The following is a 15,982-nucleotide window of genomic DNA, read 5'->3' as shown; positions in this document are numbered from 1 at the left end:
CCGCCAAGGCAACGGGCCGCATCCGCAAGCGGAATACGGCCCGGTATGACGACGATCGATGCGCCGGCCCGAAGCGATTCAGGCGGTGGCTCAGGCGTCGACGGTGTTGCTGCGAATCAGCTTGCGCAGGAACGCTTCGCACTGCGCGATCTGTTCGAGCGACACGAACTCGTTGGGCTTGTGCGCTTGCTCGATATTGCCCGGGCCGCATACGATCGAGGGCACGCCCGCTCGTTGGAACTGACCGGCTTCGGTGCCGTAGGCGACCTTGCGCTTGTCGGTGTCCTTGGTCAGTGCGCGCACGAGTTGCGTGATGGCGTCCTGCTCCGAGGCGTCCAACGCAGGCGCTGCGGCGATGCGCTTGAACTCGATGCCCGCGTTCGGATGCTCCTTCTGCATTCTCGGCACCAGCACATCGACCGCGTATTGCTGGATGCGCTGGAAGATGCCGTCGGCGTCCACGCCCGGCAGATTGCGATACTCGAAGACGAACTCGCACAGCGCCGGAATCGTGTTGAGCGCGATGCCGCCCGAGATGGTGCCTGTCTGCGCCGTGGTGAACGGCACGTCGAACAGCTCATCGAAGGGGCCGTTCTGCCTGAAGTGATCGGCGAGATCGCGGATGTAGCAGATCAGGCGGGCGGCGTATTCGATGGCGTTCGAGCCCTTCGGCGTGAGCGACGAGTGCGCCGCATGGCCGCGCACACAGCACTGATACGCGTTGATGCCTTTGTGCGCGACGATCACGCGCATGCTCGTCGGCTCGCCGACGATGCAGCCATCCGGGCGAATGCCGCGCTCACGCAGCTCGGCGAGCATGACCGGTGCGCCCACGCAGCCGATTTCCTCGTCGTAGGAGAACGCGAAATGGAACGGCGTCTTGAGCTTGGCGTCGCGCATCTCCGGCAGCATCGTCATGACCGAGCCGATGAAGCCTTTCATGTCGCACGTGCCACGGCCGTACAGGTTGCCGTCGCGCACCACCGGCTTGAACGGATCGGTGTCCCACGGCTGGCCGTCGACCGGGACCACGTCGGTGTGGCCCGAGAGTACGATGCCGCCCTGGGTGTTGCCGTCTGCGGCCGGCAGCGTTACGAAAAGATTGGCCTTGCGCTCGGTGGCGTCATACGACAGCCACGGCTCGACGCCCGCATGCCGGAGGCTGTCGCGCACCGTCTCGATCAGGCCGAGGTTCGATTCGCGGCTCGTGGTGTCGATGCTGACCAGCTTCGTGATCCAGTCGAGCGACGCCGGCGAGGCTTCGCTGCCGACCTGCGGCGCATTGGCGTGTTGGGAAGCACTTGTCATTCGAATCTCCGGAAATCCTCCAGTCATACGCGTCACGCGTATCGGTACTGGGGAAATATTACTCAAAAACAATTTAGAGGTAAAAGATTGTGTGAACAACCATTCCTGCGTCGCGGGAATCGGCGCGCCGGGCTGGGGTTTGCCCGGATGCACTCGACCGGCGAATGGCCGACACGGCTGCGATGTATGCGGGTTTTGCGTGGCAGTCTGACGTGTCGGCGTGTCGGCGTGTCGGCCTGTCGGCATACCGGCGTACCGGCGTACCCGCGTGTTGACGCGTGTTGACGCGTTGACGCTGCCATGGCGTCGCGGGCGTCAGGCGGCCTTGGCGCCGGGCGAGCCGAGCGCTCGCAGCGTCTCCTTGATCGCGCGCACGCGGTCGGTCAGTTGGGCGTGTTTGACTTCGATGCGCAGCTTGTCTTGCCCGGCGAGCTTGATATGGCGCTGCGTCTGCACCAGTTCGATGATGCGCATCGGATCGACGGCAGGTGTCGGCTCGAATTGCAGGGCGATGGCCTCTTCGCTGGCGTCGATCTTGACGATGCCCAGCGGCTTGGCCAGCAGTCGAAGGCGGTGCGTCTCGATGAGGGCCTGCGCCTGTTGCGGCAACTTGCCGAAGCGGTCGACGAGTTCTTCCTGAATCGTGTCGATGGCGTCGGCGATCGTGCCGTTGGCGAGCCGCTTATAGAGCGAAAGACGCTCCTGCACGTCGCCGCAGTAATCGCTCGGCAGGATAGCCGGGACGTGCAGGTTGATCTCGGTCGTGGCGGCGAGCGGCGCGTTGAGATCCGGTTCGCGACCGGCTTTGAGCGCGGTCACCGCGTCGGCGAGCATGTCGGTGTAGAGCTGGAAGCCGATCTCGTGGATTTCGCCCGACTGCTTGTCGCCCAGCACTTCGCCGGCACCGCGAATCTCGAGATCGTGCATCGCGAGATAGAAGCCTGCGCCGAGTTCTTCCATCTGCTGAATCGCTTCGAGGCGGCGCTGTGCCTGCTTGGTCAACGCCTTTGGATCGTGTACGAGCAGATACGCATAAGCCTGATGGTGCGAGCGGCCCACGCGGCCGCGCAACTGATGCAGTTGCGCGAGACCGAATTTGTCGGCGCGATGCATCAGGATCGTGTTGGCGCTCGGCACGTCGATGCCCGTCTCGATGATCGTCGTGCACAGCAGCACGTTGGCGCGCTGCGAGACGAAGTCGCGCATCACGCGTTCGAGGTCGCGTTCGTGCATTTGCCCGTGGGCGACAACGATGCGGGCCTCGGGCACCAGTGCCTCCAACTGGGCCTTGCGGTTCTCGATGGTTTCGACTTCGTTGTGCAGGAAGTACACCTGACCGCCGCGCTTGAGTTCGCGCAGCATGGCCTCTCGGATGACGCCCTCTTCTTCGCGCCGCACGAAGGTCTTGATCGCGAGTCGCTTCTGCGGTGCCGTGGCGATGACCGAGAAGTCGCGCAACCCTTCGAGCGCCATGCCCAGCGTGCGTGGAATCGGCGTGGCGGTCAGCGTGAGCACGTCGACCTCGGCACGCAGGGCCTTGAGCGCTTCCTTCTGCCGCACGCCGAAGCGGTGCTCCTCGTCGATGATGACGAGGCCCAGCCGCTGGAAGTGGATATCGTTCGATAGCAGCTTGTGCGTGCCGATCACGATATCGACCTGGCCCTCATTGATGGCCTTCACGCTCGCGTTCACTTCCCTGGTGGTCTTGAAGCGCGAGAGTTCGGCGATCCGCACGGGCCAGTCGGCAAAGCGATCGGAGAACGTTTGCGCGTGTTGCTCGGCGAGCAGCGTGGTGGGCGCGAGCAGCGCGACCTGCTTGCCGTCGAGCACGGCAATGAAGGCGGCGCGCAGGGCCACTTCGGTCTTTCCGAAGCCGACGTCGCCGCAGACCAACCGGTCCATCGGGCGCCCGCTCGTCATGTCGCTCATGACGGCCGCAATGGCGGCGGCCTGGTCGGGCGTTTCCTCGAAGCCGAACGTGTCGGCAAACTTCTCGTAGTCGCGCGGCGAGAGCGCGAAGGCGTAGCCCGAGCGTGCGGCACGACGGGCGTACAGATTGAGCAGTTCGGCCGCCGTATCGCGGATCTGCTGCGCCGCTTTGCGTTTTGCCTTGTCCCACTGCCCGGAGCCGAGCGAGTGCAGCGGCGCGGTGTCGGGATCGGCACCGCTGTAGCGCGAGATCAGATGCAACTGCGAGACGGGCACGTAAAGCTTGCTGTCGGCTGAGTATTCCAGATGCAGGAATTCGGTTTCGCCTTCGCCGAGGTCCATGCTGACCAGTCCCCGATACCGCCCGATGCCATGCTGGCTGTGAACGACGGGGTCGCCCACCTTGAGCTCGGCCAGATCGCGCACCATCGAGTCGACCGACGTTGCCTGTTCCTGACGGCGCTTGCCCGCGCGGCGCGCGAGGCCTTCGTAGAGCTCGTTCTCGGTGATGAACGCGAGGTCTTCCGTGGGCAGCAGAAAGCCGGCGGCCAGCGGTGCAACGGTGATGGCAAAGCGTGTGTCGGTCGTCAGGAAGTCTTCGAGCGACTCGACGGCGCCGGGGCGCAGGTCGTTGTCATGCAGCAGTTGCAGCAGCGTCTCGCGACGGCCGGCCGAGTCGGCGCACAACAGCGCGCGTGCCGGTGTGCGGGCGAGGTAGGCGCGCAGAGCGGCCAACGGGTCGTCTGCGCGGCGGTTCACGGCCAGCGGCGGCAACGGCATCGCCCAACTGCCGTCGCCCGGCGAGGGCAGCGTCAGACGCGCGAACGGCTTGGCGAGCGTGAAGAAGTCCTGATCGAGCAGGAATAGCTGCTCGGGCGGCAGCACCGGGCGCTCGCGATCGTGCGACAGGAAGTTGTAACGTTGACGGGTGTCGTTCCAGAAGCGGTGGATGGCCGTGTCGAGATCGCCCACGAACACCAATTGTGCGTCGGCGGGCAGGTAATGGAACAGCGTGGCGGTCTCTTGGAAGAACAGCGGCAGGTAGTACTCGATGCCCGCCGACGGCACCCCGTTGCCGATGTCCTTGTAGATAGGACTGCGGCTAGGGTCGCCCTCGAACACTTCGCGCCAGCGGCCGCGAAAGGCGGTACGGGCGGGCTCGTCGAACGGGAACTCGCGCCCCGGGAGCAGGCGGACTTCCTTCACCGGATACAGGCTGCGTTGCGTGTCGGGGTCGAATGCGCGAATGCTGTCGACGGTGTCGTCGAACAGGTCGAGACGATAGGGCAGCGCCGAGCCCATCGGGAAGAGATCGATCAGCCCGCCGCGCACGCAGTATTCGCCGGGACGCATCACCTGACTTACGTGCTCGTAGCCCGCGAGCGTGAACTGCGACTTCAGGCGCGCTTCGTCGAGACGCTCGCCCTGTGTGAAGAAGAACGTGTAGGCGGCCATGAAGCTCGCGGGCGCCATGCGGTAGAGCGCAGTGGTCGCGGGCACCAGCACGATGTCGCAGCGCTTCTCGCCGAGATCGTGCAGCGTGGCGAGCCGTTCGGAGACCAGATCCTGATGGGGCGAGAACGTGTCGTAAGGCAGCGTCTCCCAGTCCGGCAGCAGCCGGACGCGGGCCTCGGGCGCGCACCACTTGAGTTCCTGCTGCAGGCGCAGGGCGTCGTTGGCCTGAGCGCACACAACCGCGAGCAACGGCACGCGCTCGCGGTTGTCGTGAAAATAGCGGGCGATGAGCAGGGCGTCGCTCGAGGCGTGCGCGCCGGCAAAAGCGTAACGCTGTCCCGCTTTGACGAGCGGCACAGGCGCGGTACTACGGGATAGAGCGTTGGCGGAGGACATAGATAAACGTTGCAGAAATGGCAAACCACGAGGTGCTATTCGCATAGGGCCCCGTGACAGTCAGCGCCTATTATAAAATCCCTGCTTTACCCTTACCTGCGTTTTATCGTGAGCGACCGACTTTTTGCCGTCATCCCGTGCGCCGGGGCTGGCGTACGCGCCGGGGCCGACGTGCCCAAGCAATACCGAAGCGTGGGTGGGCGCGCCATGCTTCACTATGCGCTCGCCGCGTTCGACGCCTGTTCCGAGTTTGCTCAGACCGTGCTGGTGCTGGCCCCCGACGATCATCATTTCGATGGGCGGCGTTTTGGCACGCTGCGCTTCGCGGTGCGCCGCTGCGGCGGGCCGTCGCGGCATGCGTCGGTGCTCGGCGGGTTGCAGGCGCTGACCGAGTTCGGCGCACAGGACAGCGATTGGGTACTCGTGCACGACGCGGCGCGTCCCGGCATTACCCCGGTGCTGATTCGCGCGCTGGTCGAGGCGCTGCGCGACGATCCGGTGGGCGGCATCCTCGCACTACCGGTGGCCGATACGCTCAAGCGCGAGCAGGCCCCGGCAGCGAAAGACGGCTTGGCCGCCGTGCAGGCGACCGAATCTCGCGATGGCCTCTGGCAGGCACAGACACCGCAGATGTTTCGCGTCGGCATGTTGCGTCAAGCGCTTGAAGACGCGCTGGCAAGCGGCGCGGAAGTCACCGACGAAGCCAGCGCCATCGAGCGCATTGGCCACGCCCCGAAACTGGTTCGCGGTAGTTTGCGCAACTTCAAAGTGACCTATCCCGAGGATTTTGCCCTCGCTGAGGCCTTTCTCGGCGCCGCCAAGTCCGTCTGAAGGTTCGGACGAGCATTTGTCGGTACCGATCCGACGCACCGATTTTTCGCATCCGGCGACACACCATGACTGAACAAGCTGTTTCCAATTCCCTGCTCGCAACGTTGCCCAAGCTGCGCATCGGGCAGGGCTACGACGTGCACGCCCTCGTGCCTGGCCGTGCCCTTGTGATGGGCGGTGTAACGATCCCGTTCGATCGTGGTCTGCTCGGCCACTCCGACGCCGACGTACTCCTGCACGCCATCACCGATGCCGTGCTCGGCGCGGCGGCGCTCGGCGATATCGGGCGGCATTTTCCGGACACGGATCCCACGTTCAAGGGCGCGAACAGCGTTGTATTGCTGATGGAGGCCATGCGCCGCGTGCGTGAGCAAGGTTATGAAATCGTCAACGTCGACTGCACGGTGATTGCGCAGGCACCGAAGCTCGCGCCGCATATTTCGGCCATGACGCAATCGATTGCCGACGCGCTGGGCGTTACTTCCGCGCAGGTGAACGTGAAGGCAAAGACCAACGAGAAGTTGGGCTACCTCGGCCGGCAGGAGGGAATTGAGGCGCAGGCGACGGCGTTGCTCGTCGCGCGTTGAGGGGCGAAGTGGGTAAGGAGGTATCGAGGTATCGAGTTATCGAGTGACCAGGCCCTGCGGGGCCAGCGTGCCAGCGGCAGACTCTAACCCGCGCGCAAGCAAACGGCGCGGCCAACGCACGAACTGACCCCGAACTGTTGGGTGGAAACGTTACGTTGGCAACGTCAGGTCGGCAACGTCACGTCGGTAATATCTGGTCGGTAGTATCACGTCGGTAATATCACGTCGGTAATATCAGGTCGGTAATATCAGGTCGGTAACGGCTCAGTTCTGAATGGTGCGGAACTGAGCCGTTGTGCCTTGGCGGCTTGCGCCGTGCCGGACTACTCAGGCGGTCTCGGCGGCAATCACCTGGGCGGCGGCGTTGATGACTGCGGCGATACGACCGACGTCGCGCAGTTGTGCGGTGCTCATGCCGTGCTCGCCCTCGAGCAGGTGATAGTGCGACTTCACGCAGAAATGGCACTTGCCGACGATGGACGCTGCGAGTGCATACATCTCGAAGCGGCGTTGATCGACGCCACCGCGCGTGGCATAGCCGTTCATGCGAAGCTGAGCCTTCTCGTTCTTGAGCTCGGCGTTGTCGGCCATCTCGAGATACGGATACCACGTGTTGTTCATGCCCATGAGCGCGGCGGCGGTCAACGCGCCCTCAAGCTCTTCCGGGGGCAGTACACCGGCTTCGCGAATGGCCTTGACGAGCGGCTGGCTCTTGGCGGCGAAGGCGGCAGCGAGGGCCACACCCACGGCGTCATTGCCTTCCAGCGAGGAGCGGGCGATGGTGCCGTCGAGGTTCAGCCGGATGTCCTTGGCGTAGTCAGGGATTTGCGCCTTAATCGCGGTGAGGAATTCCATAAATTTCTCCTATTGCTTTGGGCTGAAAAAGCCCGCTGACGCGGGCTTCGAGACGACGCTTACAGCGTTGCGCCGCCGACTGCGCGGTTGCACGGGCAGAGTTCGTCGGTTTGCAGGCCGTCCAGAATACGCAGGACTTCCTCGGGGTTACGGCCGACGTTCAGGTTGTTCACGGACACGTGCTGAATGACATTGTCCGGGTCAACGATGAACGTTGCGCGCAGGGCCACACCGGCTGCCTTGTCACGCACGCCGAGTTGGTCGATCAGCGCACCGGTCGTGTCGCCGAACGAGTAGTGGTTCAGCTTGTTCAGGTCCTTGTGCTCACGGCGCCATGCCAGCTTCACGAATTCGTTATCGCCCGAACCGCCCATCAGGACAGCGTCACGATCGGCGAAGTCGTTGGCCAGCTTGCCGAACTCAACGATTTCGGTCGGGCACACGAAGGTGAAGTCCTTCGGGTAGAAGTAAATGATCTTCCACTTGCCCGGGAACGAGGCTTCGGTGATCGTTTCGAAAGCCGACACACCGTTTTCTTCGTGGTTGTTGAAGCCAGGCTTGGCAGCTTCTACCGAGAACGCTTCGAGTTTGTCGCCGACAGTCTTCATCGATTTACTCCTAAATTAGTGCGGTTTATGTCGAGATGTCGCGAAGGACATCGCAACCAGCAACGGACCGGGACCGTCTGACCCCGGTCGACCAAAGCATTGTACGCTATCAAATAAGCGTATGCAATAGTTTATTTTAATGCGAGGGATAGTTAAATCAAATCCCGTCGATAGGATGTTGCGTGATGCTGCAGGGGCAGGCCTTGAGCATAGCCAAAATTCGCTGGCATCACACTTATTTAGCCAAAGGAAATGACACGATGATTTCAAGGCCGGTGCCGGGGCGCACGTTGCGCAGCGAGGCGTGGCCTTTGTAGCGTGTGGCGATGCGCTGAACGATGGCCATGCCCAGGCCGGTGCCGTCTGCCTTGGTGCGGGCGGTGTCGACGCGATAGAAGGGGCGGAAAACCAAGGGCAACTGATCCTCGGGAATGCCGGGGCCTGTGTCGCGCACGCGTATCTCGACGCGTTCGCCGAGCACGCGTGTTGCAATGTGGACGTTGGCGACATCGGTTTGGGCGTCGCGGCCGTACTTGCGCGCGTTCTCGAGCAGATTGGTGATCAGGCGCTTCATATCGGTGCGCTCGGCAACGACGGGGGCGGCGTCGGCGAGTTCGGTGCTGATGTGCAGATCTTCGCGCCCGTCGAACGCGGCGGCGGTTTCCCGGGCGATCTCCGACAGGTCGAGCGATTGCATCGTGCGCGAGGCGGGACGGGCGTAATCGAGGAAGCGGCCGATGATATCGTCCATTTGTTCGATGTCGCTGATCATGTCACGTTTGACCGATTCGTCTGACGGACTCATCTCGGTTTCGAGGCGCAGGCGGGCGAGCGGGGTGCGCAGATCGTGCGAGATGCCTGCGAGCATCAGCGCGCGGTCGGCTTCGAGGCGATCGAGTTCGTCGACCATCTGATTGAAGCTTCGATTGGCCTCGGCGGCTTCGCCCATGCCGCGCTCCGGCAGCGGATCGGGGCGTTGTCCTTCGCCGATGGCGCGGGCCGCGTGAGCGAGCCGGGCGAAGGGGCGGTTCACGAGCGCCGTAATGAAAGCGGCGCCGATGAGCGAGAGTGCCAGCGCGAAGGTTCCCCAACTGAAAAGCTGAAGGCCGGTTGCGGTGTCGATCCGATCCTGCTCGATGGCGACCCAATAGTCGTCTTCATCGATCTTGAAGCTGATCCACATCGCAGGAATTTCATTGACCGAGGCGGCGATGACCGTGTCGGTGCCCAGGCGCCGTTGCACGTCGCGCGCGATCAGATCCTGCACCGCGCTGCCCGGCTGCTTCTCGATCTTGTCTGCTGGCTCGCGTGGATACACACGAATCCCTTCGTTGCTCTCGAGATCCTGCAGCAGTGCGCGCCGCAGATCCGGTTCGGAGTAGAGCAGGGCGGTGCGTGTGAGCTTGACGATGGACACGAGCTGCTGCGCGACGCGTTGCGCGCGCGGTTCGCGTTCGATCACGCGAAAGCTCTGGTACCAGGCGGCCAGGCTGACGCCGATGAGCAGTGCGATAAGGAAAAAGGTACGCCAGAACAGGCCGCCGAACAGCCCGCGTACCATCCGGATCGGATGCATGGGGTTGCTCCGTCTAAAGCGTGTATTGTGCGTGTCGACAGACCCGCGGCGCAGGCGGGCGGGTGCCCGGGCGAGAAGCCGCGTGCGTTATCGGAGACGGCATGGAACACCGCGTGGAACACGATGCAACGCCGGTGCGCGAGCGTATCGCGACCGGCGTTGTTTTGATGCGTGAGACGTGAAGACCGCCGATCACGCGCCGCCGTCCGGGATGAACACGTAGCCGAGGCCCCAAACGGTCTGGATGAAGCGGGGGCTGCCCGGGTCTGGCTCAATGAGCTTGCGCAGACGCGAGATCTGAACGTCGAGGCTGCGATCGAACACTTCGTATTCGCGCCCGCGTGCCAACTCCATCAGTTTTTCGCGCGACAGCGGTTGACGCGGATGACGTGCGAACACCTTGAGTACCGAGAACTCGCCCGTGGTGAGCGCGATTTCCTGTCCGTTCTTCGTGAGTGTGCGCGTGGCGAGGTTCAGGGCGAAGTCCCCGAACTCGAACGTTTCCATGGTTTCGCTGGGCGCACCGGGGAGTTCGGGGGGGGCCTGACGGCGCAGCACGGCATGAATGCGGGCGACGAGTTCGCGCGGATTGAAGGGTTTGGGCAGATAGTCGTCTGCGCCCATCTCGAGGCCGACGATACGGTCGACATCCTCGCCTTTGGCCGTTAACATGATGATCGGCGTGCGGTCGTTGGCGCCGCGTAGACGGCGGCAAATCGATAGACCGTCTTCACCGGGGAGCATCAGATCGAGCACGAGCAGATCGAAACGCTCGCGCACCCAAAGCTTGTTCATGGCCGTCGCATTCTCAGCCACAAAGACATTGAAACCCTGTTCCCCGAGGTAACGACGCAACAGGTCGCGCAGGCGCGGATCGTCGTCGACAACCAGAATTTTGGGAGAGTTTTTGTTTTCCATGCCACGTATCTTAGCCCGAATGTTGCGAAGTGAGGAAGCTGCCAAAGCGGGTTACAAAGGGTTACACAATTTACCCTACGCCTTGCGCGCTGACCATAGGCAGTGGGTACACTTGCACCCCTGCCAGGGCGAAAACCTGATGCATGGCATGAAGGACATACGCACAAGATGAGATGGGCTGCTGAGTTGACGCTACTGTTCGGGGGAATCATGCTCTGGGGGCACCTGGGCGTGGCGTATGCGCGTCCCGTGTCGCATTTCGGTGCGCACGCTCATCGGGCGAGCGTCCACCGGGTGCAGCACGTCGCGCCGATGCCGCGAAAGTCGCCGAAGCCTGCGCCTGCGCCGCCGCCGAGCGATGCCGGGGCTGAGCGCAACAACGACGAGCTTCCGAGAACGCCGCCCGATCGTCGTCCCAATGGACATATGTCGGCTGAGGACCGTCGCCTGCTTCGGCAGCACATTCAGGACGCTGTGCGCGAGTTGTATACCCACTGATGCGCCGCATGCATCGTCAAAGCTCGACAAGCCACGCAGACGTCGGCCAACGCGGCCCCCGAAAACGCCAGTGATGTCACGTTGACGCGAGCGCCTCATGAAACCGAATCCAGATCCGCCAGCCTCCGACGACGCTGGCTTTTTTTTCGCTCGCCGTCTGCGGATCGAATCGACGACGGCGGATCGCGCGTCGACTGTCACGTCGTTTTTCGCGCGTTCGATGCATTGCAGGCGCATGCGAGGTCTGCTTGCCGCCGCGTGGCTGACGGTGCCGCTCGCGGGTTTCGCGACGGGGACGGAGCACGCAGGGGCAGAACCGGCGGCGCGTTCGACGTCATGGCGGACTGCGCAAGGGTCTGGCGATACCGAGACGCGTTTGCTCACGGTCGACGACGCGCGTTACCTGCTCACCCGCACCGGGTATTCGCCCGACGCTCGCGAGCTTGCACCGTTTGTTGGATGCACGCGAGCGCAAGCGGTCGACCGGCTGCTGGCGCAGGCGCGGCGTACGGCCGTGACGCCGCCGCCCGATTGGGCCGACGACCCGCCGCTGTATGGGGGCGGTGTCAAACCGATGACCGACGCGCAGCGTCGCGAGCGCAACCAGCGGCGCAACCGCATGGTGGCGTCGCTCGCGGGATGGTGGGCGCAGGAGATGGCAAGTACGCCGTCGCCGCTCACGGAGCGCATGACGATGTTCTGGCACAACCACTTTGTGTCGAGCGACGACAAGGTGCGCGAGCCGGTCTTGCTTTATCGGCAGAACGTCTTGCTGCGTGCGAATGCGCTCGGCAATTTTGCGGCGTTGCTGCACGACGTGTCGAAGGACCCGGCCATGCTGATTTATCTCGACGGGGCGGGCAGCCGCAAGGGACGTCCCAACGAGAACTTTGCACGCGAAGTGATGGAGTTGTTCACGCTGGGCGAAGGGCATTACACCGAGCAGGACGTGCGCGAGGCGGCGCGCGCGTACACGGGCTGGAGCATCGATCGGTCGACGATGACCTACGTCTGGCGTGCCAATTTTCACGATGCCGGCATGAAGACAGTGCTGAACCGGACGGGCGAGTTCGATGGCGACCAGATGCTCGACATATTGCTGGCGCGTCCGCAGACGGCGATCTTCATCACGGGAAAGTTGTGGCGCGAATTCGTTTCGCCGACGCCGGATCCGGCGCAGGTGGCGCGCATTGCGGGGATTTTTCGTGCGAGTGGATACGACATTCGTGCGGTATTGCGTGCGTTGCTGCTGACACCGGCTTTCTGGGATGCGCGAACGCGTGGGACATTGGTCAAGTCGCCGTCCGAGTTCGTCACGGATACCGTGCGCGCGTTCGACGTCGGCTACGACGATCCTCAGATGCTTGCTCGGCAGATGCGAGTGCTTGGGCAGGACTTGTTTCGTCCGCCGAATGTGAAGGGCTGGCCGGGGGGCGACGCGTGGATAGACAGCTCGACGTTGCTTGCGCGCAAACAGTTTGTCGAGCGCATGTTCCGAGCGACGGAGAACGTGAATGCGGCGGGAGCGTCGATGGCGTTGCCGTCAATGCCGTCAATGCCGTCGCGCGTTGGAGTAAAGCGTAAGCCACTTCACACGGCGCAAACGATGCCGAGAGCGGTCGCGGGTGTGCGCTTCGATCTGTTGCGTTGGCTGCAACCTTACGCGCTTGGGCCGGAGGATGTTCCGGATGGGGCGTCGCGCGGGGCGTTGCAGCGCGCGGTGTTGCCGTTCAAGGCGGTGGCGCCGGAGTCGGCGGGTGCAAGCAGTGCGGCCTACCTGCAGGCGTTGCTGATGGATCCGGCGTATCAGTTGAAGTGATGGCCTGCTGGGGTGAGGGTGCGGGGTAGGCGTTATCGGGCGATGCTGCGGCATCCATGGGGTGCGGGGCGCGGGAGAGGTGAGATGCTTAGACGCGATTTTCTGACTTTCGCCGGTGGACTTGGCGCGGCGTGGCTGTCGCCGATGCCTGCGTACGCGACGGCACGCGAGTTGACCGGGGTAGGGCGTGGCGAGCGGGGGCATTACGGCAATCTGTTGATTCTTATCGAACTCAAGGGTGGGAATGACGGGTTGAACACGGTGATTCCGTATGCCGACCCGTTGTATGAGCGTTTGCGTCCGGCTATTGGTATCAAGCGCGATGAGGTCGTGCAGTTGGATGAGCGAAGCGGCTTGCATCCGGAGATGCGTGCGTTGTTGCCGATGTGGCAGGCGAAGGAGTTGGCGATTGTGCAGGGGGTGGGGTATCCGGCGCCGAATCTGTCGCACTTTCGGTCGATCGAGATATGGAATACGGCGTCGCGCTCGGACGAGTATTTGCGGGACGGATGGTTGTCGCGCGCGTTTGCGCAGCGGGCGGTGCCGCCGGGTTTCGATGCCGACGGGGTGATCGTGGGCAGTGCGGAGCTTGGGCCGTTGGGCGGTGGGGCGCGGGCGGTGACGTTGACGCATCCTGCGCAGTTTCTGCGCGAGGCGGGGCTTGCGTGGGGGAATGCGGCGCGGGTGAGCAATCCTGCGCTGGCGCATGTGCTGCGCGTGGAGAACGACATTGTGAGGGCGGCGGACGGGTTGCGGCCGCGTCAGGGGCAGTACGTGTTGCGCGCGCCGATGCCGCCGGGGGCGTTTGGCGGCGTGGTGAAGACGGCGTTGCAGGTGGTTGCGGCGGCGGATTCGCCGGCGGGCATGCCGTTACCGGGGCGCGGGGTTGCGGTGCTGCGTCTGACGCTGAATGGGTTTGATACGCATCAGAACCAGCCGGGACAGCAGGCGAATTTGTTGCGTCAGTTGGCGCAGGGGATGATGGCGTTGCGGGCGGGTCTTACGGAGTTGAATCGCTGGCAATCGACGATGATCGTCACGTATGCCGAGTTTGGCCGGCGTGCGCGCGAGAACGAGAGCCGTGGGACGGATCATGGCACGGTGGCGCCGCATTTCATTGCGGGAGGGCGCATTCGCGGCGGACTTTACGGGGAGATGCCGCGATTGAATGGGCTTGACGGCAATGGCAATCTGCCGTTTGCCGTTGATTTCCGAGACGTGTATGCGACGGTGTTGGAGCGTTGGTGGGGGTTGAATCCGCAGTCGGTGTTGGGCGGTGTGTTCAGGCCGTTGGACGTGGTGCGTGTGTAATGGGCTGCGATCGAGGGCTGCTTTGTTGTTGAGCGGCGGTCGTTATCGGCGGGGGGGCTCGAATCGATATGCGGGATGGACGCGGTTGGTTGGATCCGCTGATCGAAGAGGCGATGTCGCGGACCTTGGGAGGCGTGGCGCGTGATTTGAGGAGGCGAGTGTCAGCGTGCGCGCCAGGCGAGCCAGAACTTGCGCAGCGGGGTGAGGTCGATGCGTTGGTGGAGGACCTGGTAGTCGCTGGCGGCGACTTCGTCCATGAGGGCCAGTTGCAGGGCGGCGAGGGCGAGGAGCGGTTTTTGTTTGCGGCGATCCTGTTTGGAGATGGTGGCGGCTGCATCGGCGACGGCCTGATGGGCGCGGGCGTGTTGGAACTTCATGAGTGCTGTGAACGCGGGCGAGTATTTGCCGTTTTGCAGATCGGCGGCGGTGACGCCGAAGCGTTGGAGTTCGTCGATGGGGAAGTAGACATAACCGGCGCGCGCGTCGAGGCCTGCATCGGTCACGCGTCGAGCGAGCGTGATGGCGTGGCCGAGTGCGCGGGCGAGGGCTGGTGTTTGCGGGTCATTGAAACCGTAGATGTGAGCGACGAGTTCGGCGGGTGCACCGCCGGCGGCGTCGCAGTAGTGAGAGAGGCCGGCGAAGTCGAGGTAGCGCATCTGGGCGAGGTCCATTTCGGCACCGTGGAGGACAGCGTCGAAGGCGGGGCGAGCGAGTGCGGCGTCTTTGATGACGGGGGCGAGGGCGCGGGTGACGGGGTGAGCGGGGGTGCCGGCGAAGAGGCGCGCGAGTTCCTGGCGCCACCAATCGAGCTTGGCGTGGGCGACGCCGGGGTCACTGACGGCGGCGTGAATGTCGGAGATTTCCTGACAGAAGGCGTGGGCGGCGTAAGCGGCGTTGCGTTTGGACGGTGGGAGTTGGAGGAGCGCGTAGTAGAGTGCGGAGCCGGGGGGGGCGGCTTTCTGGCGGCAGTATTCGTGGGATTGCGCGGGGGTTGCGGGGGAGCCGGAGCTGTTGTCGGCGGTCTCTTGGGGTTGCATACGAAAGGGGTATCGGTTTGGTCAGGTGCCCGGACGTTGGGTGGGGCGCGCACTCGGGGCAAATGCCATGAATTGGAGCGAATTCTAGCATTGAGGGTTGGGTAGCGCTGGGGTGGCGTCGGGGTGGGGTGAGGCGCGTGGGGGCATTACGGGCGATTGCCGGTGAATTTCACTTCGTGTAGAATTCTCGGCTGCTTTGACGCATGCGGGCGGGGGCGGTAAGCCGCGCCTTTTCGTGTCCGATCGGACGCGCATGCCGTCGACCCGATGCTGGGGTGTCGTACCTTACAAGGTTACCGACGCCCACGGGCTGCGAGGATGGCGAAATTGGTAGACGCACCAGGTTTAGGTCCTGACGCCCGCAAGGGTGTAGGGGTTCGAGTCCCCTTCCTCGCACCAACTCCCCGTTTTGGCATCGGTTACGTAGGTCTCACTTCTTCCCGGAAAATCTCGCAAACGCTCGCCGAATAAGGCGGGTAGGGATTTTTGCGTCGATTCTGATTGTTCCCCACTTGCTCAAAAACTCACCTCTTCACACCTAAAATCGTGCCGGGTCCCCCATTTTTTACCCGAGGTTTCCCCACGAAATGGCATCAATTCAAAAGGTGGCGAAGGGCTGGCGCGTGCAAGTGATGGTTGATGGCCAGCGAGATAGCAGGACGTTTGATACGAGAGCGGCAGCGATGGCATGGTGTAGTGGTCAACTGATCCCGGACACTGCGTTAAGTTGTAGAAGTTCAGACTTGATCTGACAGTAAGGCCTTGCCAAGAGGCGGGGTTACCCGTTTTGATAGAGGTGCGAATCTTCATCAAAACAGCGCGCAAGCGCCAAGGAGTAACCCCGTGAGTAGTCT

Annotated in this window: 13 protein-coding genes and 1 tRNA gene; 6 read left to right on the top strand and 8 right to left on the bottom strand. The window is 63.4% G+C overall.

From position 1 onward, the window contains the following. Positions 1 to 90: 90 nt before the first annotated feature. Positions 91 to 1,308 (bottom strand): acetylornithine deacetylase, encoded by a 1,218-nt coding sequence (argE, locus tag ACE3UG_RS08135; protein WP_374622113.1) that lies wholly within the window; start codon positions 1,306 to 1,308, stop codon positions 91 to 93. 315 nt (positions 1,309 to 1,623) lie between these two features. Continuing rightward, on the bottom strand, positions 1,624 to 5,088 hold the full coding sequence (gene mfd / locus ACE3UG_RS08130; RefSeq protein WP_374622111.1) for a transcription-repair coupling factor: 3,465 nt from the start codon (positions 5,086 to 5,088) through the stop codon (positions 1,624 to 1,626). Positions 5,089 to 5,196: 108 nt separating this feature from the next. On the opposite strand from mfd, the gene ispD reads away from it, so the two are divergent. Next, a complete protein-coding gene (gene ispD, locus ACE3UG_RS08125) occupies positions 5,197 to 5,919 on the top strand; it encodes a 2-C-methyl-D-erythritol 4-phosphate cytidylyltransferase (protein ID WP_374622109.1) in 723 nt (240 codons plus the stop codon). Between the two features lie 65 nt (positions 5,920 to 5,984). Next, entirely contained in the window at positions 5,985 to 6,506 is a 522-nt protein-coding gene (gene ispF, locus ACE3UG_RS08120) for a 2-C-methyl-D-erythritol 2,4-cyclodiphosphate synthase (RefSeq protein ID WP_374622107.1), read from the top strand. Positions 6,507 to 6,833: 327 nt separating this feature from the next. Here the strand turns inward: ispF and ACE3UG_RS08115 are convergent, their stop codons facing one another. The 4 genes from ACE3UG_RS08115 to ompR all read right to left on the bottom strand — a co-directional run bounded on the left by ACE3UG_RS08115 (position 6,834) and on the right by ompR (position 10,463). Beyond that, complete coding sequence (locus ACE3UG_RS08115; RefSeq protein WP_374622105.1) at positions 6,834 to 7,361, bottom strand: carboxymuconolactone decarboxylase family protein; 528 nt, start codon at positions 7,359 to 7,361, stop codon at positions 6,834 to 6,836. 59 nt (positions 7,362 to 7,420) lie between these two features. Continuing rightward, positions 7,421 to 7,969, bottom strand: a complete 549-nt coding sequence (locus ACE3UG_RS08110) for a peroxiredoxin (RefSeq protein WP_374622103.1) — start codon at positions 7,967 to 7,969, stop codon at positions 7,421 to 7,423. 235 nt (positions 7,970 to 8,204) lie between these two features. Continuing rightward, positions 8,205 to 9,545: an ATP-binding protein gene (locus tag ACE3UG_RS08105; protein WP_374622101.1), complete on the bottom strand. Its 1,341-nt coding sequence runs from the start codon at positions 9,543 to 9,545 to the stop codon at positions 8,205 to 8,207. Positions 9,546 to 9,737: 192 nt separating this feature from the next. Then, entirely contained in the window at positions 9,738 to 10,463 is a 726-nt protein-coding gene (ompR, locus tag ACE3UG_RS08100; protein ID WP_010808867.1) for a two-component system response regulator OmpR, read from the bottom strand. Between the two features lie 168 nt (positions 10,464 to 10,631). Between ompR and ACE3UG_RS08095 the strand changes: the two genes are divergently transcribed. The 3 genes from ACE3UG_RS08095 to ACE3UG_RS08085 all read left to right on the top strand — a co-directional run bounded on the left by ACE3UG_RS08095 (position 10,632) and on the right by ACE3UG_RS08085 (position 14,091). Further along, positions 10,632 to 10,961 (top strand): hypothetical protein, encoded by a 330-nt coding sequence (locus tag ACE3UG_RS08095; RefSeq protein WP_374622097.1) that lies wholly within the window; start codon positions 10,632 to 10,634, stop codon positions 10,959 to 10,961. Between the two features lie 235 nt (positions 10,962 to 11,196). Next, on the top strand, positions 11,197 to 12,780 hold the full coding sequence (locus ACE3UG_RS08090; protein WP_374622094.1) for a DUF1800 family protein: 1,584 nt from the start codon (positions 11,197 to 11,199) through the stop codon (positions 12,778 to 12,780). An 84-nt stretch (positions 12,781 to 12,864) separates the two neighbouring features. Beyond that, the gene (locus ACE3UG_RS08085; RefSeq protein WP_374622092.1) at positions 12,865 to 14,091 is read left to right on the top strand and encodes a DUF1501 domain-containing protein; all 1,227 of its coding nucleotides are present in this window, start codon (positions 12,865 to 12,867) and stop codon (positions 14,089 to 14,091) included. 161 nt (positions 14,092 to 14,252) lie between these two features. Here the strand turns inward: ACE3UG_RS08085 and ACE3UG_RS08080 are convergent, their stop codons facing one another. Then, positions 14,253 to 15,128: a squalene/phytoene synthase family protein gene (locus ACE3UG_RS08080; RefSeq protein ID WP_374622090.1), complete on the bottom strand. Its 876-nt coding sequence runs from the start codon at positions 15,126 to 15,128 to the stop codon at positions 14,253 to 14,255. A gap of 312 nt (positions 15,129 to 15,440) precedes the next feature. On the opposite strand from ACE3UG_RS08080, the gene ACE3UG_RS08075 reads away from it, so the two are divergent. After that, positions 15,441 to 15,527, top strand: a tRNA-Leu gene (locus ACE3UG_RS08075). Positions 15,528 to 15,644: 117 nt separating this feature from the next. On the opposite strand, the gene ACE3UG_RS08070 is transcribed toward ACE3UG_RS08075, so the two are convergent. Further along, positions 15,645 to 15,982, bottom strand: a 338-nt coding sequence (locus ACE3UG_RS08070) for a hypothetical protein (RefSeq protein ID WP_374622088.1), incomplete at its 5' end; no start/stop codon positions are given.

The sequence above is a fragment of the Pandoraea sp. genome (assembly GCF_041919235.1).
GTDB lineage: Bacteria > Pseudomonadota > Gammaproteobacteria > Burkholderiales > Burkholderiaceae > Pandoraea.
Note: the sequence above shows the minus strand (reverse complement) of the source record. Positions and strands in the feature narration are given on the sequence as shown.

Coding starts and splice junctions, on each gene's coding strand:
- argE (WP_374622113.1), bottom strand. CDS start 1,308: ATGACAAGTGCTTCCCAACACGCCAATGCGCCGCAGGTCGGCAGCGAA.
- mfd (WP_374622111.1), bottom strand. CDS start 5,088: ATGTCCTCCGCCAACGCTCTATCCCGTAGTACCGCGCCTGTGCCGCTC.
- ispF (WP_374622107.1), top strand. CDS start 5,985: ATGACTGAACAAGCTGTTTCCAATTCCCTGCTCGCAACGTTGCCCAAG.
- ACE3UG_RS08115 (WP_374622105.1), bottom strand. CDS start 7,361: ATGGAATTCCTCACCGCGATTAAGGCGCAAATCCCTGACTACGCCAAG.
- ACE3UG_RS08110 (WP_374622103.1), bottom strand. CDS start 7,969: ATGAAGACTGTCGGCGACAAACTCGAAGCGTTCTCGGTAGAAGCTGCC.
- ACE3UG_RS08105 (WP_374622101.1), bottom strand. CDS start 9,545: ATGCATCCGATCCGGATGGTACGCGGGCTGTTCGGCGGCCTGTTCTGG.
- ompR (WP_010808867.1), bottom strand. CDS start 10,463: ATGGAAAACAAAAACTCTCCCAAAATTCTGGTTGTCGACGACGATCCG.
- ACE3UG_RS08095 (WP_374622097.1), top strand. CDS start 10,632: ATGAGATGGGCTGCTGAGTTGACGCTACTGTTCGGGGGAATCATGCTC.
- ACE3UG_RS08090 (WP_374622094.1), top strand. CDS start 11,197: ATGCGAGGTCTGCTTGCCGCCGCGTGGCTGACGGTGCCGCTCGCGGGT.
- ACE3UG_RS08085 (WP_374622092.1), top strand. CDS start 12,865: ATGCTTAGACGCGATTTTCTGACTTTCGCCGGTGGACTTGGCGCGGCG.
- ACE3UG_RS08080 (WP_374622090.1), bottom strand. CDS start 15,128: ATGCAACCCCAAGAGACCGCCGACAACAGCTCCGGCTCCCCCGCAACC.